This window comes from Thalassolituus alkanivorans, from assembly GCF_020447205.1.
Lineage (GTDB): Bacteria > Pseudomonadota > Gammaproteobacteria > Pseudomonadales > Oceanobacteraceae > Venatoribacter > Venatoribacter alkanivorans.
The window spans coordinates 474,382-493,727 of record NZ_JAJAEL010000035.1 but is presented as its reverse complement, the minus strand read 5'-3'; the positions used below and the strand labels follow the sequence as shown (position 1 = coordinate 493,727).

Below are 19,346 nucleotides of genomic sequence, written 5' to 3'. Positions count from 1 at the left end.
CCTGTGAATGCAGAAATTCTGATGAACGTTACCCCGACGGAAACGCGGGTAGCGGTGGTCGAGAACGGCGTGGTGCAGGAAATTTTCCTCGAACGCACCAACCACCGCGGACTGGTCGGCAACATTTATAAAGGCAAAGTAGTGCGCGTGCTGCCCGGTATGCAGGCGGCCTTTGTCGATATCGGTCTGGAGCGGGCTGCTTTTATTCACGCAGCGGAAATCGGCACGGGTGATGGCAATGCGCCGATCAGTCAGCTGGTACACGAAGGCCAGGCGCTGGTAGTGCAGGTTACCAAAGACCCTATCGGCACCAAAGGTGCCCGTCTGACCACTCAGCTTGCTATTCCGTCACGCTATCTGGTGTACATGCCGGGAGCGGATCATGTCGGCATTTCACAGCGTATTGATGATGATGGCGAACGCGAGCGTCTGAAGCAGCTGGTGAATAACTGCATGGAAGCGGAAGGTCTGACCGGCGAAGCGGGGTTTATCCTGCGTACTGCGGCTGAAGGCGTGGGCGATGATGAAATTCTGTCCGATACCCGCTACCTGCGCCGTTTATGGCGCAAGCTGGAAGAGCGCATCAAAGACAATAAACCGCCGAGTCTGGTGTATGACGAGCTGCCGCTGTCGCTGCGTACCCTGCGCGATTATTCGCGGCCGGAAGTTACCAAGATTTTGATCGACTCGCGTGAAACCTTTCAGAAAATCGAGCAGTTTGTGCAGCAGTATGTGCCGGAAGTTGCCGACCGTATTGAGTACTATCCCGGCCCGCGTCCGCTGTTTGAACTGTACAGCGTCGAAGATGAAATCCAGCGCGCGCTGGAGCGCAAGGTGCCGCTGAAGTCCGGCGGCTATCTGGTGATCGATCAGACCGAAGCCATGACCACCATCGACGTGAATACCGGTGGCTTTGTCGGCCGCCGCAACCTCGAAGAAACCATTTTCAAAACCAACCTCGAAGCCGCCACCGCCATTGGCCGTCAACTGCGTCTGCGCAATCTCGGCGGTATTATCATCCTCGATTTTATCGATATGGTTGAAGCCGAGCATCAGCGTCAGGTGCTGCGCATGCTGGAAAAGGTACTGGAAAAGGATCACGCTAAAACCAAGATCAGTGGTGTATCTGAACTGGGACTGGTGGAGATGACGCGTAAGCGTACGCGTGAGAGTCTGGAGCAGATGCTGATGGAACCCTGCCGTTGTTGTGGTGGGCGCGGTTCGGTAAAAACCGCAGAAACCATCTGCTATGAAATTTTCCGTGAAATTCTGCGCGAAGAACGGGCTTACGGTGCCGGAACCTATTCCGTACTCGCTAGTCAGCAGGTAGTGGACCGGCTGCTGGATGAAGACAGCAACGGTCTGGCGGATCTGGAAGCCTTTATCGGCAAGGCCATTAAGTTACAGGTCGAGCCGTTATACACCCAGGATCATTACGACATCGTCCTGCAATAGGCATTGTTATGATTTGGTTGCGCGAGTTCTGGACACAAATCTGGATTACCCTGGTGGTCGCCGCGGTGACTCTGGCGCTGTATACCAGCCTGGGTCGCCAGCTGATTCCGCTGGTGGAAACCTACCGTGCCGATCTCGAACATGAACTGAGCCTGCAACTGGGCCAGCCGGTATCCATCGGTCAGCTGCAGGGCGACTGGAACATGCTGTCGCCTGTGGTGCGCATGCGCGATGTACAGGTGGGGCTGCTGGCCGACGGTATCCATGTGGCACGCATGGAGGCTGAGCTGGATGTCAGTGCCAGTGCTTTCTATCGTCTGCCGGTGTTCAAACGTATCGAAATTCAGGGCGTACGCGCCGACCTTTATCAGCGTGATCAGACACACTGGTCAATTGGCCGTGGCTGGTCGGTCGACCTGAGCGGAATCAAGCGTCAGCCTGCGGCTGCCGACAATGTGAAAATTGCCGCCTCTTCCAATCCTTTGTGGCTGAACTGGCTGGAGCTGCAGCAGGCCATTGTTCTTACCGACTGGAATATCACCAGCTTTGATCCACAGATGACCCGTGAAGACGTGCAGATTGACCGGCTGGTCTGGCGCAACCGCGGCGACAGTCATGAGCTGGACGGCAACCTGGCCTGGGGCCGTGAGCAACTGGCAAATATCAAACTGATGGCTTCGGTGGATGGCGATCTCTGGCCCTGGTACCGGCAGAACGGCGAAGTCTTTCTGCGCATTGATAACCAGGAATGGACGCGCTGGATTCCCGATCAGCTGCCCGGTGGTCTGAGCATTGAACGTTTTACCGCGGGCGCCGAGGCCTGGCTCAGTATCCGTGACGGCGATCTGAACGCGTTGTATGTCGATGCCGATATACCGGCCTTTACCCTGAATACCAGTGGCCAGCCGCTGGCGCTGAGCGGCGGCAGCCTGAAAATTGGTGGCGAACACAATGGCGATGATTGGCACCTGCGTGTATTACCGCAGTTTGATCAGCAACTGCCCCTCGACAGCCTCAGTCTCAGTGCCATCACATTGCCGCAGCAGAAAGGCTGGCAGATTGGGGTGCCGTTGCTGGATGTGGCAGCTGCCCGCCGTTTTATTCTTGACCATCAGTTATTGCCCGAGCCGTTCGACCAATATGTTGAAGGTACTGACGGCCGCGGAGAAGCGCGTAATCTGCGTATTTCGCTGTTACCCGGCGAGCATTGGCAAGTGGATGTGCGCAGCGATATTGTCAATGCCAGCAGCGCGGCCTATCACGGCATTCCGGCGTTCAGCGATGTAACCGGTACGCTGCATCTGCAACCACAGGGTGGTTTGTTACAGGTGAAAGGTGATGATCTGAGCGTTCATCTGGCCGATGTTTACAGCCAGCCCTGGACGCTGCAGCAGTTGTCTGCGCGTTTCTACTGGGCAATCAAACCCGATTTCTATCAGCTGCAGCTGCGTGGTCTGAAAGCCGCACTGCAGGAAAATGACTCGACGATGGCATGGCCTGTCAGTGGTGAGCTGGCGGTGAACCTGCCGCGCAGCCACAGCGCGACCGAGTCCAGCCTGAGTCTGCTGTTTGGTTTACCACAGGCACCGGCCAGTCTGCGTTCGCAACTGGTGCCCGACGTTCTTGATGAGGCCGTCCGTGACTGGCTCGGTCAGTCGATTGTGGCCGGAGACTTCCGCGATGCCGCTTTCTTGCTGCACGGTAACCTTGAGCACGAACATCCTGACAACAGCCTGACCACTCAGCTGTATCTGGAAGTGGAAGGTGCCGAACTGAAATATATGCCGGACTGGCCGGCGCTGAGCGCTGTTAAAGGGCGGCTGATGATGGACGCCCCGGCGCTGGATGTCTGGCTGGAACAGGGCAAAACCCTGGGTGGCGAGCTGGTGCCGCATTCCGGCCGGGTGCGTTTACGTCCGGGACGTGATGGCCACACCGAACTGTCGGTGGCCGGTCGTCTGCGCGGAGACAGTGGCGACGCATTACGTTATTTCACCGAAACGCCATTACAGGGCGTGGTGAACAATGCCTTTGATCACTGGCAGGCCAATGGTCCGATGACGGCCAATATGCTGCTGGAAATGCCGCTGGGCTCTGAGCACACCGAACCCGAGATCAAACTGGACGTGGAGCTGAGCGATAACCAGCTGCGTCTGGACGACCTCAATATTGATCTGGCAAACCTCAAAGGCCGGCTGCGTTACAACAGCCAGGTAGGTCTGCTGTCCGACTGGCTCGAAGGCGATGTTTTCGGCGGTCACTTTAATGCCGGTATCGAATCGGTCGGTCGCCCCGGTGGCTTCGATATGGTGCTGAGTGCCAATGGTGATGCCCGCTGGGATCGTTTTAAACAGTGGATGCCACTGTTTTTGCTGGATCCGGTCAGTGGCGCTCTGGACTACAACGCCCGTCTGACCGTTGGCGCCCAGGGTGTGGTGTTTAATTTCAATTCCGATCTGCAGGGCACGGCTATTGATCTGCCTTATCCGTTAGGTAAAACAGCCGATAGTGCTGCACGGCCGATGGAGTTGCGGGTCGAGCCCGGCACTGAAACCCGGATCAACCTCAACTACGATAACCTGTTGCGTGCCGCACTGGCGCTGGATGCTGATGGCCTGAACCGGGGGCAGGTGTACCTTGGCGGCTCGGAACCTTTCCTGCCGAGTGATAAAGGTGTGGTGGTTCGTGGCCAGCTGAGTGAATCCATTGTTGCCGCGGACTGGTGGGACACCTGGCAGCATCTGTCCGGCCTGCTGGCAGCAGAAAGCAAGGCGCAGAAAGCCGGTGCCACAGTCAAAGGTGAGGCAACTGCGCACAGTAATAATCCGCTGCGCAGTATTAATCTGACGCTGGGCGGCGTGGATGCCTGGGGAACGGCGATGGGGCCAACCCATATCATTGCTGCCCAGCAGTGGGATGAATGGGATTTTGACGTCGACAGCACGCTGGTGAAGGGCAAAATCCGTATGCTGCCGGGCAATGAGCCGATTCAGCTGGCGCTGGACTATATTCATTTGCCGCAAAGTGAAGAGGAGCCGGGAAACCTGGCGACGCTGGATGGCAGCCAGGATGAGGTGACGGTGGTTGCTGACAAGCCTGATCCGCTGGCAGCGCTCAATCCGGCGGATTTCCCGCCGATGGATATGGATCTTGCAGAGCTTTATGTCGGCAGCCGTAACTTTGGTCGCTGGAAACTCAGCAGCCGGCCACAGGCTGATGGTATGCAGATCACTCTGCACGACAGTGATATGAAAGGTATGGCCTTTACCGGGGATGTGTACTGGCTGAAGCAGGGTGACGAGCATCAGACCCGCCTCGATACGCTGCAGATCAGCAGTAACGACATTGGCCGGGTGCAGCGCGCTTTCCGTCAGGAAGCCGCGATTGAAGGTAAGGATATGCGCTCGACCCTGCAGCTGAACTGGCAGGGCTCGCCACTGGCTTACAACAACAAAACTCTCAATGGTCTGGCCAGTTTCCGTGTGAAAGACGGCAATATGGCTGCCGAAGGTGCCGGAGCGTTAAAAGCCTTTGGTGCGCTGAACTTTAATTCGGTCGCCCGCCGCCTGAAGCTCGACTTCTCCGATCTGTATCAGTCCGGGGTGGCCTTCGACACACTGAAAGGCAAAGCGCGGATTGAAAATGGCCTGCTGACCCTGACCGAGCCGCTGAGCATGGACGGCCCGGGTGGTAAATTCCTGACCTCAGGCAGCACCGATCTGAAGACCCAGACGCTGGATATGAAGCTGGCGGTGACCTTCCCGGTATCCAGTACGCTGCCGATGGTGGCGCTGCTGGCCGGTCTGGCACCGCCGGTAGCGGCCTCGATTTATGTTACCGAGAAGCTGATTGGTGACGAGCTGGCACGCTTCACCAGTGCCAGTTACGACCTGAAAGGCACCTGGGAAAAACCGGATCTGAAGATCAATCAGGCCTTTGACGATAAGGTCGACGGTAAGAAGAGCCGCAGCCTGCTGGAACGCTTCAAGAGTATTTTCTATATCTTCGGCGGAGGCGATGACGACTGATGGCTAACGTCGCGGTGATTCAGTTCAGCAGCCAGCCCCAGATTGAACACAATCTGGCACAGGCCTATGACTTGCTGCAGCAGGCAGCGGCACAGGGTGCAGTGCTGGCGTTGCTGCCGGAAATGTTCCTCACACTGGATGGTAAGCAGTACAACACCATTGCCGCTGATCCGCAGTATGTGCAGCGTCTGGCCGGCTGGGCGCAGGAGCTGAAACTCTGGCTGGTGGCCGGTGCCGTGCCGATGCCATGCCCGGACGGAGATCCGCGGGTGCGTTCGGCCTGTCTGGTGTTTAACAGCGAAGGCGAACAGGTTGCCCGCTACGACAAGATTCATCTGTTTGATGTCGATGTTGGAGATGCTCACGGCAGTTACCGTGAATCAGAACGCTTTGCACCCGGGGATGAGGTGGTGCTGGTGGATACACCGGCCGGTCGTCTGGGGCTGGTGATCTGTTACGACCTGCGCTTTCCGGGGGTGTTTCAGCGTCTGCGCGAGCAGGGCGCGGAGCTGATTTCTGTGCCCGCGGCCTTTACCTACACCACCGGTGCAGCGCACTGGCAAACACTGCTGCGTGCCCGCGCGATTGAAACCCAGTGCTATGTGCTGGCCGCGAACCAGTGCGGCTGGCATGACGATAAACGCCGTACCTATGGTCATTCACAGATTATTGATGCCTGGGGAAGCGTGCTGACAGAGCTGGAAGAAGAGGCCGGAGTGGCGCTGGCGAAGATTGATCTGCCGCAGCTGTCGGAGGTACGCAAAAAAATGCCGGTGACAGAGCACCGGCGTTTCTGAACGGATGGCAGCTAGTCGGCCATCTGCTCCTTGATAAACTGAAACAGTTTTTTGTACGAACTGCCGGGCTTCGGTGGTTCGCTGCTCATTTCTTTCTGGGCGTTACGCACCAGATTGCGCAGTTGCTGGCGGTCCACCGCCGGAAACTCTTCGATAAAAGCATTCAGCCCGTTGCTGTCGCTGACCAGGCGGGTACGCCACAACTCCTGCTGGCGGATGCGGCGGCCGTAGGCTTCGCTGGACGGATCAAACAGGTCGAGCTTTGCCTGAATCGCATCCCGGTCTTCATCACCAACCAGACGGCCAATGTACTGCATATGGCGGCGCTTGGCTTCGTGTTGCTTCAGTCTGGCGTTTTCCACCAGAGCGTTGTACAGGGTTTCGCTGATCGGCAGCTCTTTCCACTTGGTGGCATTCAGCTCAGTCAGACGTTTGCCCAGTTCTTGCCAGCGCTCTGCTTCGCGCTTCATTTCGGACTTACTGACGTATTCGATCTCGTCGTCCGGGTAATCAGATTCGTTCATCAGGGGTACTTTAATGCAGGTTACAGATAGAACAGGGTAGCTAACCCCAGGAAAGATAGAAAGCCGATCACGTCGGTGACGGTGGTCAGCACCACGCTGCCAGCCAGGGCGGGATCGATGCCACGGGCCTTGAGCAGCAGTGGCAGACTGGCGCCGGCCATGGCAGCGACCATCAGATTGATGATAATGGCCGCGCCGATAATCAGGGCGATCGCCGGGTCACGGAACCAGGCGTATGTAATTAAGGCGATAACCACAGCCCAGAGCACGCCATTAATGGCGGCGACCATAATTTCGCGGTTAAACAGCCAGCGGAAGTTACTGCCGCTGAGATGGCCAAGTGCCTGGCCACGGATAACCAGAGTCAGCACCTGACTGCCGGCGATACCGCCCATGCTGGCGACAATCGGCATTAAAACAGCAAGAGCCACAACCTGCTCGATGGTTTTATCAAACAGGCCGATGACCGCAGAGGCGGCCAGTGCGGTGAGCAGATTAATGCCCAGCCAGACGGCGCGGCGACGGCTGGTTTTCAGCGTCGGGGCGAAGGTATCTTCTTCGTCATCCAGACCGGCCATACTCATCAGCGAGTGGTCCGCGGTTTCGCGGATAACGTCAACCACGTCATCGATGGTGATACGGCCAAGCAGCATACCGGCGGCATCAACCACCGGTGCCGATACCAGATCGTGGCGTTCGAACAGTTTGGCAACTTCGCTCTCGTGCTGGGTTGCCTGAATAACCCGCGCGTCGGTGCTCATCACCTCACGTACGGTTTGTTGCGGGTCGCTGACCAGCAGTTTGCTGATCGCCAGCGTGCCGATAAATTCGTTCTGGCGGTTAACCACCAACAGGTTATCGGTCATGGCGGGCAGGGATTTGTGGCGGCGCAGGTAGCGCAGTACAACTTCAAGAGTGATATCCGGACGGATGGTCACGGTATCGGTGTTCATCAGACCACCGGCGCTGTCTTCCGGATAGCCCAGAACGGCCTCAAGACGGGCACGGTCCTGGTGGTCCATCGACTCCAGAACTTCCTGAGTTACACGCTCAGGCAGCTGCTGCAGCATGTCGGCCACGTCATCGGTGTCGAGGTCGGCGGTCAGGTCGACAACTTCTTCGGCACTCATGTCGCTCAGGAAGTGGCTTTGCAGCTCCTCGCTGAGGTTCTGCATGACCTCGCCTTCGAGTTCCTTATCGACCAGTTCCCACAGCAGCTTACGGGCTTTAGGCGGAGAGGATTCGATCAGGTGGGCGATATCAACCGGTGCCAGACCCGAATTCAGGATGCGACGCACCTGCGCCAGCGCACCACTTTCCAGCGCGGCGGTCAGGCTGTGTAACTTGGCTTTAGCCTTTTCGGTCTGCTGTGCCATGCGTCGGTTCGGTCCAGGGGATGGTTGAATGCTCAGATTCTAGCCTGATTAGGCCTCTGATACCACGAAACTACTCGCAGAATTGCGCGTAGAAGATTGTTTTGCCGGGCTATTCTTCTTCGTCAAAACGCCGGTTAATAAGATCAATCAGGGCTGCCAGTGCGTGTTCAGCATCCTGGCCTTCAGCATGGATATGTATGTTGGTGCCTTTGCTGGCGGCCAGCATCATCACTGCCATAATGCTCTTACCGTCGACCATGCGGTCGGGGTAACCGACTTTGATCTGGCAGGAATAAGCAGCGGCTGTGGAAACCAGCTTGGCGGCTGCGCGGGCGTGCAGGCCCAGCTTATTGATGATGGTGATTTCGGTGCTGGTCATCCGTATCAGTCCTGATTAATGTCGGCACTGCCCAGCTCGCGGTGGCGGACCTGAACATTGCTGTAATGATGACAGAATTCTGCCTTAAGTTGCTCTGCCAGGTAAACGGAGCGGTGCTGCCCGCCGGTGCAGCCGATGGCAATGGTCATATAGCTGCGGTTGGCATCGACAAAGGCAGGCAGCCAGCGCTGAATAAACCCGCTGATGTCCTGCTGCATTTGTCCGACCTGAGGCTCCCGGGCGAGGAAATCAATGATTGCCGGGTCGCGCCCGGTAAAGGCGCGCAGTGCCGGGTCCCAGTAAGGGTTGGGCAGGTTGCGTACATCGAATACATAATCGGCATCGATCGGGATGCCATGCTTGAAGCCGAAAGATTCAAACAGGATGGCGATGTCGGTGCTGGTTTTATCCGCCACCCGCAATTTAATCAGGCTGCGCAGCTCATGCACCGACATGCTGGTGGTATCCAGCGTCAGATCGGCAAGATTAGCGATGGGTTCCAGCAGCAGGCGCTCTTTATCGATGGCTTCGGCCAGAGATGTGCTCTTGCTGGTTAGTGGGTGCTTTCGCCGGGTGGAGCTGAAGCGCTGCAGCAACACTTCTTCGCTGGCGTCGAGATAGACGACATCCAGCTGGTATTCTTCGCTGGGCAGCTGGTGCAGTACATCGTGGATATTGTCGAAGGCATGGGGCAGATTGCGGGCGTCAACACTGACGGCGACTTTGGCCAGTTTTTCTTCGCTTTCGGTCTGGCGGGCCAGCGCTGGCAACAAAGCAACCGGCAGGTTATCAATGCAGTAGAAGCCCAGATCTTCCAGTACGTGCAGAGCACTGGATTTTCCTGAGCCGGACCGGCCGCTGATCACCACTAAACGCATTGCTGTGCTCCTCCATTGCCCGTTGGGCTGATGTCAGCCCGGTTGTCCGCTCAGCGCCCGCTGATAAAACCGTTGCGCATCCGGCGCTTTGCGCAGTGCCTCGCGGTAGGCCGGCTCGCTGAAGTTGCGTGCCAGCATCGCCAGAACCTGCAGGTGCTGTTCAGTAGCTTCTTCGGGAACCAGCAGAGCAAACACCAGATCGACCGGCTTGCGGTCAATGGCGTCGTAATCCACCGGCTCCACCAGACGCAGCAGTACGCCCATCGCCTGGTCGCACTGCTTCAGCCGGCAGTGGGGAATGGCAATACCTTCGCCAATCCCGGTGCTGCCGAGGCGTTCACGGCTGAGTAATCGCTCGTAAATATCGTCGGCAGAGCTGTCGCTGAGTTGTTCTGCGATAAAACCTGCCAGGTACTCCAGTAATTTCTTTTTACTGGAAACCGGAGCATCTATCAGACTGCGTTCCGGTGTGAGGATATCCTCGATGCGAATGTCCATTAATCAGCCTTGTCCGTGTTGCCGCGCCACCAGTTTTTCTTTGTGTTTCAGTACCTGACGGTCGAGCTTGTCGGTCATCTGATCGATTGCGGCATACATATCATCGTGCTCAGCGCTGGCGTGCAGGTCGGCACCGCTGACGTGGATGGTGGCTTCAGCAATCATGCGCTCTTTAATAACGGTCAGGGTTACCTGGCCGTTGGTGATGTTGTCAAAGTGGCGTCCCAGCTTGGACATTTTTTCGTCTACGTACGCTTGCAGAGATTCGGTAACGTCAACGTGGTGACCGCTGATATTAATCTTCATGTCCAGACTCCTTGTTGCTGGCTTGTTGTTTTTTAAATCAATTGTTTACGTTCGTTCGAAGGCGGAATCATCATAGCCTCACGGTATTTGGCTACCGTGCGCCGTGCCACCTGAATGCCTTTTTCACCCAACACTGCGGCGATTTTGTTGTCGCTCAGCGGTTTGCGGGCATTTTCTTCAGCAATCAGTTTTTTAATCATGGCACGGATTGCGGTGGAGGAACATTCGCCGCCGCCATCGGTACTGACATGGCTGGAGAAAAAGTACTTCAGCTCGAAAATTCCGCGTGGCGTGTGCATGTATTTCTGGGTGGTTACCCGGGAAATGGTGGATTCATGCATACCAACGGCTTCGGCAATATCGTGCAGCACCAGCGGCTTCATTGCTTCTTCGCCCTGTTCGAAAAACTCGATCTGATACTCGACGATTTTGGTGGCTACTTTCAGCAGGGTTTCGTTGCGGCTTTGCAGACTTTTGATAAACCAGCGCGCTTCCTGCAGGTGGTCGCGCAAGAAGGCGTTGTCGGTGCTGTTATCGGAACGGCGTACCAGTGAGGCGTAATCGGCGTTAACGCGCAGCTTGGGGGCAATATCTGGATTCAGCTCAACCCGCCATTCGTCGCGGATATTGCGTACCAGTACGTCGGGCACCACGTATTCGGCCTGCTCGGCACTGATGCCGGCACCTGGCTTGGGATTCAGTTCTTTAATCAGCCGCAGCACGGCTTTAAGGTCTTCTTCGCGCAGCTTGGTTTTACGCATCAGCGTTGGGTAATCTTTGCTGCCCAGCAGCTCGATATAATCGCGGATGACCATTTTGGCTTCGTTCAGCCATGGGGTCTCAGCCGGCAGTTGCTGCAGTTGCAGCAGCAGGCATTCACGCAGATCGCGGGCAAAAGCACCGGCCGGATCAAACTGCTGCAGGCGGTGCAGCACGGCCATGACTTCGTCTTCTTCGACGTCCAGAGCCGGGTCCATGCTTTCCAGAATATCTTCGACGGTGGTGTGCAGATAGCCGTCGTCATCCACACCATCGATCAGCATCAGGGCGATCTCGCGGTCGGTATCTGACATAGGAGTCAGATTGAGTTGCCACAGCAGATGATCCTGCAGATCTTCGGTGCTGGCGTGGCGCGAGTCGTAATCGAAATCGTCGTCGATGGCGTTACTGCTGCTGCCGGAGGCAACGCTGGCGGTGGTCTGGTAGGTGTCTTCCCACTGGCTGTCGACCGGCAGGTCGTCGGGGAGTTGTTCCTGTGACCACTGTTCATCCAGCTCGGGTGTGTCGTTGTGGCTGTCGTCCTGACTGCTGACTTCGTGGCTGCTGCTGGTGTCGTGATCGCTGTTGCGGGACAGATCGGGCAGGTCATCGTGCTCGTGTTCTTCTACTTCGAGCATCGGGTTGGAATCGAGGGCTTCCTGAATCTCCTGCTGCAGATCAAGGGTAGACAGCTGAAGCAGGCGGATGGCTTGTTGCAACTGAGGGGTCATGGTCAGGTGCTGACCCATCTTTAACTGAAGAGACGCTTTCATAAAAGTTCAGTAATCACTCAGTATCGGCATAGTCTGTGCATTATACGCCAAGCGGTAAACCTTGGAATCTTTTGTGCATCTTCCTTTGCTTTGGATCATCAGCCACTTCCCTGCAGCAGGGCTTGCCATCACAGGCGGAAATCCTCACCCAGGTACACTTTGCGTACCTGCTCGCTGGCCAATACCTGTTCAGCGGTGCCTTCGGCGATGATATGGCCACCCCCGACAATATAGGCTTTCTCACAGATAGCCAGAGTTTCCCTTACGTTGTGGTCGGTAATGAGTACGCCGATGCCACGTGCCTTGAGTTGTCGGATGATGTCCATGATGTCAGCTACAGAAATCGGGTCAACCCCGGCGAACGGCTCATCAAGCAGAATAAAGGACGGCTCAGCCGCCAGCGCGCGGGCAATCTCGACCCGGCGCCGTTCACCACCGGATAAGGCCATGCCCAGACTGCTGCGGATATGCTGAATATGAAACTCATTCAGCAGCTCTTCCAGTTTTTCCAGACGCTGTGCACGGTTGAGGTCTTTGCGGGTTTCGAGAATGGCGAGAATATTATCGGCCACACTTAATTTGCGGAAAATGGAAGCTTCCTGTGGCAGATAGCCAATGCCTTTCTGCGCCCGGCCGTGCATCGGCAGATGACTGATGTCTTCGTCGTCAATTTTGATGCGGCCTTTATCGGCCTGCACCAGATTCACAATCATGTAGAAACAGGTGGTCTTACCGGCCCCGTTGGGTCCCAGCAGGCCAACGATCTGACCGCTTTGCACAGACATGGATACATCTTTTACCACTTCCCGGCCGTTATAGCTTTTCGCCAGGTTTTCGGCTTTCAGGGTCTTCATGGCTGTTCCTGTACTGGCTTGCTGTTATCGGTGGCAGATTCTGCCGGAGCCTGTGGCTGAATCACGACTTTGATTCGTTGTTTTTCGCCATTACCACCAGTCTGGCCGGAGGTACTGGTGCCGCCGCTGGCGCTGACGGTTTCTTTGGTCATGTCATAGAGGATGCGCTCACCACTGAACAGGTTGCCGTCCTGCTGCAGTTGAGCATTGCCCTGAATGTTGACTTCACGTTGCCGGGCAAAGTAATCAATGCGCTGGCCGTGTGCTTTGGTCAGGGGTTTTCCCGGATTGATCTGTTGCTGATAGCGTGCCGGTTTTTTCGCTGTCCCTTCGGCAACGGCTTTTTCTAGTGTGTTATCGGTGCGGATAATCAGCAGGCGCTCCGATTCGATGCGCAGGGTTCCCTGGGTCAGAATCACGTTGCCTTCATAAATAACAACGCCAGCCTTGCGGTCGAGCTCAGCGTGGTCAGAGAGAATGACCATTTCCTGCTGCCAGTCGTCGGGCAAGGCATAAACAGAGGCTGCGCTGCACAGGACAAACAGGCCGGCCAGAAAACGATGATTATTGCGGAACATAGCGGCTATCCACCTGTGATTTGAATTCCATGCGCTGACGCGCGATATCCAGTGTCATACCGGTTGCATTGATATGGGTTTGCGGGCTTGTAATGGTTACCGGCTGATCAGTCTCGGCCAGTTGCTGGCGGCTGTGGTAGGTCAGGATGCTGGTTTCGATCAGAATATCGTCCGCAGCGTCGGCCGGATCGAGCGGCCGGATTTCGACCTGACCTATAAGGCGCAGCGACTGCTCGTTATCCTGTAGTGTTCCTTCGCGGGCATTGACCTGCCAGGTCTGGCCGTCATCATCGTCTGACATCAGCAGCGGCCCGGTAAAAAGGGTGCTTTTCGTCTGCGGATAATGGGTTGAGCGTGCTGCAACAAAGGTTTGCTGTAATTCGCCATTACTGTCGTACTGGCGGTTGTACAGGCCTTCGCCATAGTAATCCGGTTCATGATTCTGCTGCTCACTCAGGGGGGGCGTCTGCTCCTGGGTGTAGCGATCCACTGCCAGCAGAGCCAGACCAAAGATCAGGGTCAGCAGTAACAGCAGATAACGCTTGCGCATCAGATTACGCCCGCGCGCAGCAGATCGTGCATATTGATGACGCCAACCGTGTCGTCGCCATTTTTAACGACCAGGGCGTTGATTTTGTTGTCTTCCATCAGCTTCAGCGCTTCAGCAGCGAGGGTACCTGGCGTGGTGGTTTTGCCACCGACGGTCATCACATCGGCCATGGTGGCGGTATGGATATCAACGCCGTGATCGATGGCACGACGCAGGTCACCGTCGGTGAAAATACCGGTCAGCTTGCCGTTATCCTGCACGGTGGTCATGCCCAGACCTTTGGAGGTTACAACCAGCAGGGCTTCAGACAGCGTGGCGGAAGGGGAAACCACCGGAATCTGATCGCCACTGTGCATGATGTCTTCCACTTTTAACAGCAGGCGACGGCCGAGTGAGCCGCCCGGATGAGAGAAGGCAAAATCTTCGGCGGTAAAACCACGGGCTTCCAGTAAGGCAACGGCCAGCGCATCACCCATTACCAGCGCGCAGGTGGTGGAAGAGGTTGGTGCCAGATTCAGCGGACAGGCTTCCTGATTCACGCCGGTATTTAAGTGGGCGTTAGCGGCACGGCCGAGGGTGGATTCCGGATTACCGGTCATGCTGATCAGCGCAGTGCCGAGGCGTTTAAGCAGGGGGAGCAGGCTGGTAACTTCACCGGTTTCACCGGAGTTGGACAGAGCGATAACCACATCCGATGGCTGAATCATGCCCATGTCGCCATGGCTGGCTTCACCTGGGTGCACAAAAAAAGCCGGGGTGCCGGTGCTGGCCAGGGTTGCAGCCATTTTATTGCCGATATGGCCGGATTTACCCATGCCGGTAACAACAACACGTCCTTTGCAGTTCAGAACCAGCTGACAGGCGGTGGCGAAATCGTCGGTAAGACGACCTTCCAGCTGTGCAATGGCCTCCTGTTCCAGTTTGATGGTACGGCGGGCGGATTGCAGAAAATCAAAATTCATATCAGTGGTCATGAGTCAGCCATATAAAACAGAGATACCAGATAGCCAGCGTAGCTGGTGGTCAGGAACAGACCGGCGAAACGTCCGAGAGTGCCCTTACGATAACTGATTAAAAACAGAACCAACAGGGCGAGGGTCAGCGCCATCATCACGGCATAGTCACGGTACAGCGCCAGCGGATCAACCACGGTTACTGCCAGCAGACCCGGGATTGGCATTACGGTCAGCAGGTTAAAAATGTTGGAGCCGATCACGTTACCGATGGCAATGTCATGGTGGCCTTTCAGGGCGCTGGCAACGGAGGCCGCCAGTTCCGGCAGGCTGGTGCCGATGGCGACAATGGTCAGGCCGATCACCAGATCACTGACACCATAGGCGCGGGCAATTTCGGTGGCGCCCCAGACCAGCAGTTTGGAACTGAACATCAGTGCGATCAGTCCGGCTACCAGCCAGAACACGGCAGTACGCATAGGGGTATTTTCGATTTCGGCGGCTTCGTCTTCATCGACAATGGCTTCGCCGGATTCGCTGGTATCAAGAAACATCAGGTACAACGCGACGGCCATAGAGCCAAATAAAATAATGGCGTCGGTCATATTCAGTTCGAGGTCGGCCAGTGTCAGGCCACCGATAATGCTGATCAGGATCAGCAGCGGCAGCTCTTTTTTCAGCAGTTTTTTCTGCAGCGGGATCGGGCTGATCAGTGCGGTGATACCCAGTACCAGGGCAATATTCGTGATGTTGGAGCCGAGTGCATTACCAATGGCCAGATTGCCGGCGCCGTCGAGGGAAGCAACGGCAGAGACGAACATCTCCGGCGCGGAAGTTCCCATAGCAACGATGGTCAGGCCGACCAGTAACGGAGACATGCCCAGGCGGCGGGCAGAAGCAGCGGCGCCAATAACAAACTTGTCAGCGCTCCATACCAAAACAATAAGACCAGCAATAACGGCAGCATAAGCTGTGAGCATGGGGCACCAGAGTTAATTATCAGCAGAAAATTCAGCGCGTCATTGTACCCAAGGTAATTCTGCACGCAATTGCAACTCAGCGTTTTATGAGGGGCTTATTACAATAGTTTACAGGCGTTGGTTCCGCCCGGACATTCCGCTATGCTAGCCCGACTATCCGTACCGAGTTAAAAGGACGACATTCATGTCCGTCAGTCAGCCCTACGTCTCTGTTCGTGGAATGAGCTTCAGCCGTGGTGACCGGCTGATTTATAACAATATGGATGTGGATTTTCCGCGTGGCAAAGTGACGGCCATTATGGGGCCAAGCGGAACCGGTAAAACCACACTGTTGCGTCTTATCGGCGGTCAGCTGTTACCGGACAGCGGCACTATTATGGTGGACGGACACAACGTACCGACTCTGCCGCGCAAAGAACTGTTTGATCTGCGCCGCAAAAAAATGGGCATGCTGTTTCAGACCGGTGCCCTGTTTACCGACCTTAATGTTTTCGACAACGTGGCCTTTCCGCTGCGTGTTCATACTGATTTACCTGAATCCATGATCCGCGACCTGGTGCTGATGAAGCTTGAAGCCGTTGGTCTGCGTGGTGCGCGTAATCTTTCTCCGGCAGAACTGTCCGGCGGCATGGCCAGACGCGTTGCTTTGGCACGCTCCATTGCCATGGACCCGGAAATTATTATGTACGATGAGCCTTTTACCGGTCTTGATCCGATTTCTATGGGCATGATCGTTAAACTGATCCGTGGTCTGAACGAAGCGCTGGGGCTGACCAGCCTGCTGGTGTCTCATGATGTCGAAGAGTCCTGCGCTATTGCTGATTACCTGTGTCTGTTGTCCGATGGTCGCGTGATTGGTTTTGGCACACCGGAAGAATTAATTAACGAAGGTAATGATGAAGTCCGCCAGTTTTTACGTGGTGAACCGGATGGTCCTGTGCCTTTCCATTACCCGGCGGACGATTACCGCAGCGATATTCTGGCGGGAGTGAATTAATGCTGGGCAAATTACTGGATCAATTACAGGCCGTTGGCCGCAGTGGTACCGCCGCCATAGAAGCCATTGGCCGTGGCACCTTATTGCTGAAAAATTCACTGTTCTGGGGTGGGCCGGGCAGTGCCGGATTTTATGATCTGCTGAAGCAGATTTATTCGGTTGGTGTGCGCTCCCTCATTATTATCGTCGTCGCCGGTTTTTTCGTCGGCATGGTGCTGGGCCTGCAGGGCTATAACATTCTGATCGACTTCGGCTCTGAGGCGGCGCTGGGAACCATGGTGTCGCTGACGCTGCTGCGTGAGCTTGGGCCGGTGGTCACTGCCTTGTTATTTGCCGGTCGCGCCGGTTCGGCATTAACCGCCGAAATTGGCCTGATGAAAGCCACCGAGCAGTTATCCGCCATGGAAATGATGGGTGTCGATCCGTTTAAACGGGTGATCACACCGCGTCTGTGGGCCGGCATTATTTCCATGCCGATTCTGGCGCTGTTGTTTTCTACCGTTGGCATCTGGGGCGGTGCCTTTGTGGCGGTGGATATGCTGGGCATCGACGATGGTGCCTACTGGGGCAACATGCAGGCGTCGGTCGAATTTTATGAAGACGTGGTCAAGGGCATTATCAAATCGGTGGCATTTGGTGTGGTGGTGACCTGGATCGCGGTGTATCAGGGTTATGATTCGGTGCCGACTTCGGAAGGTATCGGTAAAGCAACGACTCAGACGGTGGTGATTTCCTCACTGGCGGTGCTGGGACTGGATTTTGTTTTGACAGCCGTCATGCTGGGAGGCGTTTAATCATGCGCATGCGTTATATCGAAATTACCGTCGGAGCCTTTATGGTGATGGGTATTGTGGCTCTGGTGCTGATGGCGTTCCGCGTCAGTGGCCTGTCACTGCAGGATGCCGGTGACACTTACACCATCAAAGCGCGTTTCGAGAACCTGGGTGGTCTGACTGAGCGCGCCAAGGTATCAATGTCGGGTGTCACCATTGGCCGGGTGACCAAGGTGTATCTCGACCCTGAATGGTATTCCGCCGTGGTGGAAATGGAGATCAGCAAATCCATGAGCACTCTCACCAAAGACACTTCGGCGGCTATTCTGACTGCGGGTCTGTTGGGTGAAAAATACATCGGTCTGACGGTCGGTGCTGAAGATGAATATCTGCAGACCGGTGACTGGATCGAAGACACTCAATCGGCGCTGGTACTGGAAGAACTGATCGGACGCTTCCTGTTTAATAAGGCCGAAGAAGGTTAAACGATCTAGAGGTTAAAGGAGTTAGCCATGCGCTGGTTGCTGGTATTGCTGTCGTTAACGCTGGGCTCTGCCGGCCATGCTGCCGATTCCGGTGATCTGGCCGAGCAGGCTCATGAAGTGGTCAAGCGCACCACTGAAAAAGTGATGGCCTCGATCAATAAAAACCGCTCTATCTATGAAAGTGATAAGGCGCGTTTTTTTTGGGAACTGGAGGATGTGCTTGGCCCGATGGTCGACTTTCAGCGTCTGACCCGTCGCATCATGGGAAATTATTACCGCGAAGCGACACTGGAGCAGCGTAAGCGTTTTGCCAGTGCCTTTAAGCGCAGTCTGCTCAGTTCGTATGCCACCGGCCTGATTGAATTCGATGATTACGAGGTGCGTGTGCTGCCTCCCAAGACCGGCGTGGAAAATACGTTGCGTAATACGCTGGTTGATCTGGAAGTTGTGACGCCCAGTGGCAAAGTCTTTCCCATTACCCAGAGCATGTATTTTCACCATCGCGACCGTCGCTGGATGGCGCAGAACGTGATCGTCAATGGTATTAATGTGGGCAAACTGTTCGGCGAGCAGTTTGAGCAGATGGTGCAGGACAATGATAGTAATATCGGCGCCGCCATCGAAGACTGGATTGAAGCTCTGCAGGAGCAGGGCCGTAAGTTACGTAAAAAAGCCCCGGGTGCCTGACACCTGTTTCTGAGCGAGACTGAGGACCGACCATGAGCGTATCGCTGACCCGTATTGATGATAACCGTGCCGAGCTGGCTGGCAGTCTGCTGGCTACCACTGTGGTCAGCGTTCTGCCAGACGGGGAAAAGCTGATCCGTGCGGCAAAGGGGCAGTGGACGCTGAATATGGCCGCAGTCAATGAAGTATCCAGTGCCGGTGTTGCTTTACTGCTGGAGTGGCTGCGCTGTGCGACAGCGGCCGGCATCAATCTGCATATTGAGAATCTGCCCGAACACATGAAGCCTATTATCAGCATCAGCGATCTGGACTCGCTGTTTGAGCCCTTGCTGGCCTGAGTCCTGATACAGGTCCGCTGCCTGTGATCTGTTACCCGCTTTCATCTTTTCATTACATATTGCCGCCGCCATTTACTTCGCCCCGACACATAAATCCGCTATGATTGGGCGTTTTCCCCCAAGCTGAGTGGTGAAGCGGTATGTCCCCGGCGGAAATTCTGCAAATTCTGCAAACAGAATCCCCTGAAGTGAGCTGGCACGTTGATGGTGACGGCTACAAATATGAAGTTGAAGCAGTTGGTGATGTGTTTGATGGCCTGAATGCCGTTAAACGTCAGCAGTTTGTTTATCGTGTGCTTAATCCTTACATTGCGGATGGTCGTATTCATGCGGTCACCATTCGTACCTATACGCCTGCTGAAAAAGCCGAATAATAAG

At 55.7% G+C, this 19,346-nt stretch carries 21 protein-coding genes; 9 read left to right on the top strand and 12 right to left on the bottom strand.

Features of this window, described 5'->3' with window-relative positions:
- Nucleotides 1-3: 3 nt before the first annotated feature.
- The 3 genes from rng to LGT44_RS12780 are packed head-to-tail and all read left to right on the top strand — an operon-like array spanning nucleotide 4 to nucleotide 6,280.
- Nucleotides 4-1,455 carry a ribonuclease G gene (rng, locus tag LGT44_RS12790; RefSeq protein ID WP_145471045.1) on the top strand — a complete coding sequence of 484 codons (1,452 nt, stop codon included), beginning with the start codon at nucleotides 4-6 and terminating at the stop codon, nucleotides 1,453-1,455.
- 8 nt (nucleotides 1,456-1,463) lie between these two features.
- A complete protein-coding gene (locus tag LGT44_RS12785; RefSeq protein WP_230332557.1) occupies nucleotides 1,464-5,483 on the top strand; it encodes a YhdP family protein in 4,020 nt (1,339 codons plus the stop codon).
- Entirely contained in the window at nucleotides 5,483-6,280 is a 798-nt protein-coding gene (locus tag LGT44_RS12780; RefSeq protein WP_230332558.1) for a carbon-nitrogen hydrolase family protein, read from the top strand. The genes LGT44_RS12785 and LGT44_RS12780 overlap by 1 nt, the downstream gene beginning before the upstream one ends.
- 11 nt (nucleotides 6,281-6,291) lie before the next feature.
- Here LGT44_RS12780 and yjgA read toward each other — a convergent pair whose 3' ends face one another.
- From yjgA to LGT44_RS12720, 12 genes are all read right to left on the bottom strand, one after another.
- Nucleotides 6,292-6,804 carry a ribosome biogenesis factor YjgA gene (gene yjgA, locus LGT44_RS12775; RefSeq protein WP_230332559.1) on the bottom strand — a complete coding sequence of 171 codons (513 nt, stop codon included), beginning with the start codon at nucleotides 6,802-6,804 and terminating at the stop codon, nucleotides 6,292-6,294.
- A gap of 20 nt (nucleotides 6,805-6,824) precedes the next feature.
- Complete coding sequence (gene mgtE / locus LGT44_RS12770; RefSeq protein ID WP_145471041.1) at nucleotides 6,825-8,180, bottom strand: magnesium transporter; 1,356 nt, start codon at nucleotides 8,178-8,180, stop codon at nucleotides 6,825-6,827.
- Between the two features lie 109 nt (nucleotides 8,181-8,289).
- On the bottom strand, nucleotides 8,290-8,559 hold the full coding sequence (locus tag LGT44_RS12765; protein ID WP_145471040.1) for an HPr family phosphocarrier protein: 270 nt from the start codon (nucleotides 8,557-8,559) through the stop codon (nucleotides 8,290-8,292).
- A gap of 5 nt (nucleotides 8,560-8,564) precedes the next feature.
- Nucleotides 8,565-9,437 carry an RNase adapter RapZ gene (gene rapZ / locus LGT44_RS12760; protein ID WP_230332560.1) on the bottom strand — a complete coding sequence of 291 codons (873 nt, stop codon included), beginning with the start codon at nucleotides 9,435-9,437 and terminating at the stop codon, nucleotides 8,565-8,567.
- Between the two features lie 33 nt (nucleotides 9,438-9,470).
- Complete coding sequence (ptsN, locus tag LGT44_RS12755) at nucleotides 9,471-9,935, bottom strand: PTS IIA-like nitrogen regulatory protein PtsN (protein ID WP_145471038.1); 465 nt, start codon at nucleotides 9,933-9,935, stop codon at nucleotides 9,471-9,473.
- A gap of 3 nt (nucleotides 9,936-9,938) precedes the next feature.
- A complete protein-coding gene (gene hpf, locus LGT44_RS12750) occupies nucleotides 9,939-10,241 on the bottom strand; it encodes a ribosome hibernation-promoting factor, HPF/YfiA family (RefSeq protein ID WP_145471037.1) in 303 nt (100 codons plus the stop codon).
- A gap of 32 nt (nucleotides 10,242-10,273) precedes the next feature.
- Nucleotides 10,274-11,773, bottom strand: coding sequence for an RNA polymerase factor sigma-54 (locus LGT44_RS12745; protein ID WP_225692045.1), 1,500 nt, complete (start codon nucleotides 11,771-11,773; stop codon nucleotides 10,274-10,276).
- A 128-nt stretch (nucleotides 11,774-11,901) separates the two neighbouring features.
- Nucleotides 11,902-12,627, bottom strand: coding sequence for an LPS export ABC transporter ATP-binding protein (gene lptB / locus LGT44_RS12740; protein ID WP_145471035.1), 726 nt, complete (start codon nucleotides 12,625-12,627; stop codon nucleotides 11,902-11,904).
- A complete protein-coding gene (gene lptA, locus LGT44_RS12735) occupies nucleotides 12,624-13,205 on the bottom strand; it encodes a lipopolysaccharide transport periplasmic protein LptA (protein ID WP_230332561.1) in 582 nt (193 codons plus the stop codon). The genes lptB and lptA overlap by 4 nt, the downstream gene beginning before the upstream one ends.
- The gene (lptC, locus tag LGT44_RS12730) at nucleotides 13,192-13,755 is read right to left on the bottom strand and encodes an LPS export ABC transporter periplasmic protein LptC (protein WP_230332562.1); all 564 of its coding nucleotides are present in this window, start codon (nucleotides 13,753-13,755) and stop codon (nucleotides 13,192-13,194) included. Before lptC ends, lptA begins: the two co-directional genes overlap by 14 nt.
- A complete protein-coding gene (locus LGT44_RS12725) occupies nucleotides 13,755-14,729 on the bottom strand; it encodes a KpsF/GutQ family sugar-phosphate isomerase (RefSeq protein WP_225692048.1) in 975 nt (324 codons plus the stop codon). The genes lptC and LGT44_RS12725 overlap by 1 nt, the downstream gene beginning before the upstream one ends.
- Nucleotides 14,726-15,688, bottom strand: a complete 963-nt coding sequence (locus LGT44_RS12720; RefSeq protein WP_230332563.1) for a calcium/sodium antiporter — start codon at nucleotides 15,686-15,688, stop codon at nucleotides 14,726-14,728. Before LGT44_RS12720 ends, LGT44_RS12725 begins: the two co-directional genes overlap by 4 nt.
- A gap of 184 nt (nucleotides 15,689-15,872) precedes the next feature.
- Between LGT44_RS12720 and LGT44_RS12715 the strand changes: the two genes are divergently transcribed.
- The 6 genes from LGT44_RS12715 (at nucleotide 15,873) to LGT44_RS12690 (ending at nucleotide 19,342) form a co-directional block, all read left to right on the top strand.
- Nucleotides 15,873-16,685, top strand: coding sequence for an ABC transporter ATP-binding protein (locus LGT44_RS12715; RefSeq protein ID WP_145471030.1), 813 nt, complete (start codon nucleotides 15,873-15,875; stop codon nucleotides 16,683-16,685).
- Complete coding sequence (gene mlaE / locus LGT44_RS12710) at nucleotides 16,685-17,479, top strand: lipid asymmetry maintenance ABC transporter permease subunit MlaE (protein WP_145471029.1); 795 nt, start codon at nucleotides 16,685-16,687, stop codon at nucleotides 17,477-17,479. Before LGT44_RS12715 ends, mlaE begins: the two co-directional genes overlap by 1 nt.
- A gap of 2 nt (nucleotides 17,480-17,481) precedes the next feature.
- Nucleotides 17,482-17,943 (top strand): outer membrane lipid asymmetry maintenance protein MlaD, encoded by a 462-nt coding sequence (gene mlaD, locus LGT44_RS12705; protein WP_145471028.1) that lies wholly within the window; start codon nucleotides 17,482-17,484, stop codon nucleotides 17,941-17,943.
- Nucleotides 17,944-17,970: 27 nt separating this feature from the next.
- On the top strand, nucleotides 17,971-18,630 hold the full coding sequence (locus tag LGT44_RS12700) for an MlaC/ttg2D family ABC transporter substrate-binding protein (RefSeq protein WP_145471027.1): 660 nt from the start codon (nucleotides 17,971-17,973) through the stop codon (nucleotides 18,628-18,630).
- Between the two features lie 32 nt (nucleotides 18,631-18,662).
- Nucleotides 18,663-18,968 (top strand): STAS domain-containing protein, encoded by a 306-nt coding sequence (locus LGT44_RS12695; protein ID WP_145471026.1) that lies wholly within the window; start codon nucleotides 18,663-18,665, stop codon nucleotides 18,966-18,968.
- 140 nt (nucleotides 18,969-19,108) lie between these two features.
- A complete protein-coding gene (locus LGT44_RS12690; RefSeq protein WP_145471025.1) occupies nucleotides 19,109-19,342 on the top strand; it encodes a BolA family protein in 234 nt (77 codons plus the stop codon).
- Nucleotides 19,343-19,346: the final 4 nt, after the last annotated feature.

Coding starts and splice junctions, on each gene's coding strand:
- LGT44_RS12785 (WP_230332557.1), top strand. CDS start 1,464: ATGATTTGGTTGCGCGAGTTCTGGACACAAATCTGGATTACCCTGGTG.
- LGT44_RS12780 (WP_230332558.1), top strand. CDS start 5,483: ATGGCTAACGTCGCGGTGATTCAGTTCAGCAGCCAGCCCCAGATTGAA.
- yjgA (WP_230332559.1), bottom strand. CDS start 6,804: ATGAACGAATCTGATTACCCGGACGACGAGATCGAATACGTCAGTAAG.
- mgtE (WP_145471041.1), bottom strand. CDS start 8,180: ATGGCACAGCAGACCGAAAAGGCTAAAGCCAAGTTACACAGCCTGACC.
- LGT44_RS12765 (WP_145471040.1), bottom strand. CDS start 8,559: ATGACCAGCACCGAAATCACCATCATCAATAAGCTGGGCCTGCACGCC.
- rapZ (WP_230332560.1), bottom strand. CDS start 9,437: ATGCGTTTAGTGGTGATCAGCGGCCGGTCCGGCTCAGGAAAATCCAGT.
- ptsN (WP_145471038.1), bottom strand. CDS start 9,935: ATGGACATTCGCATCGAGGATATCCTCACACCGGAACGCAGTCTGATA.
- hpf (WP_145471037.1), bottom strand. CDS start 10,241: ATGAAGATTAATATCAGCGGTCACCACGTTGACGTTACCGAATCTCTG.
- LGT44_RS12745 (WP_225692045.1), bottom strand. CDS start 11,773: ATGAAAGCGTCTCTTCAGTTAAAGATGGGTCAGCACCTGACCATGACC.
- lptB (WP_145471035.1), bottom strand. CDS start 12,627: ATGAAGACCCTGAAAGCCGAAAACCTGGCGAAAAGCTATAACGGCCGG.
- lptA (WP_230332561.1), bottom strand. CDS start 13,205: ATGTTCCGCAATAATCATCGTTTTCTGGCCGGCCTGTTTGTCCTGTGC.
- lptC (WP_230332562.1), bottom strand. CDS start 13,755: ATGCGCAAGCGTTATCTGCTGTTACTGCTGACCCTGATCTTTGGTCTG.
- LGT44_RS12725 (WP_225692048.1), bottom strand. CDS start 14,729: ATGACCACTGATATGAATTTTGATTTTCTGCAATCCGCCCGCCGTACC.
- LGT44_RS12720 (WP_230332563.1), bottom strand. CDS start 15,688: ATGCTCACAGCTTATGCTGCCGTTATTGCTGGTCTTATTGTTTTGGTA.
- LGT44_RS12715 (WP_145471030.1), top strand. CDS start 15,873: ATGTCCGTCAGTCAGCCCTACGTCTCTGTTCGTGGAATGAGCTTCAGC.
- mlaE (WP_145471029.1), top strand. CDS start 16,685: ATGCTGGGCAAATTACTGGATCAATTACAGGCCGTTGGCCGCAGTGGT.
- mlaD (WP_145471028.1), top strand. CDS start 17,482: ATGCGCATGCGTTATATCGAAATTACCGTCGGAGCCTTTATGGTGATG.
- LGT44_RS12700 (WP_145471027.1), top strand. CDS start 17,971: ATGCGCTGGTTGCTGGTATTGCTGTCGTTAACGCTGGGCTCTGCCGGC.
- LGT44_RS12695 (WP_145471026.1), top strand. CDS start 18,663: ATGAGCGTATCGCTGACCCGTATTGATGATAACCGTGCCGAGCTGGCT.
- LGT44_RS12690 (WP_145471025.1), top strand. CDS start 19,109: ATGTCCCCGGCGGAAATTCTGCAAATTCTGCAAACAGAATCCCCTGAA.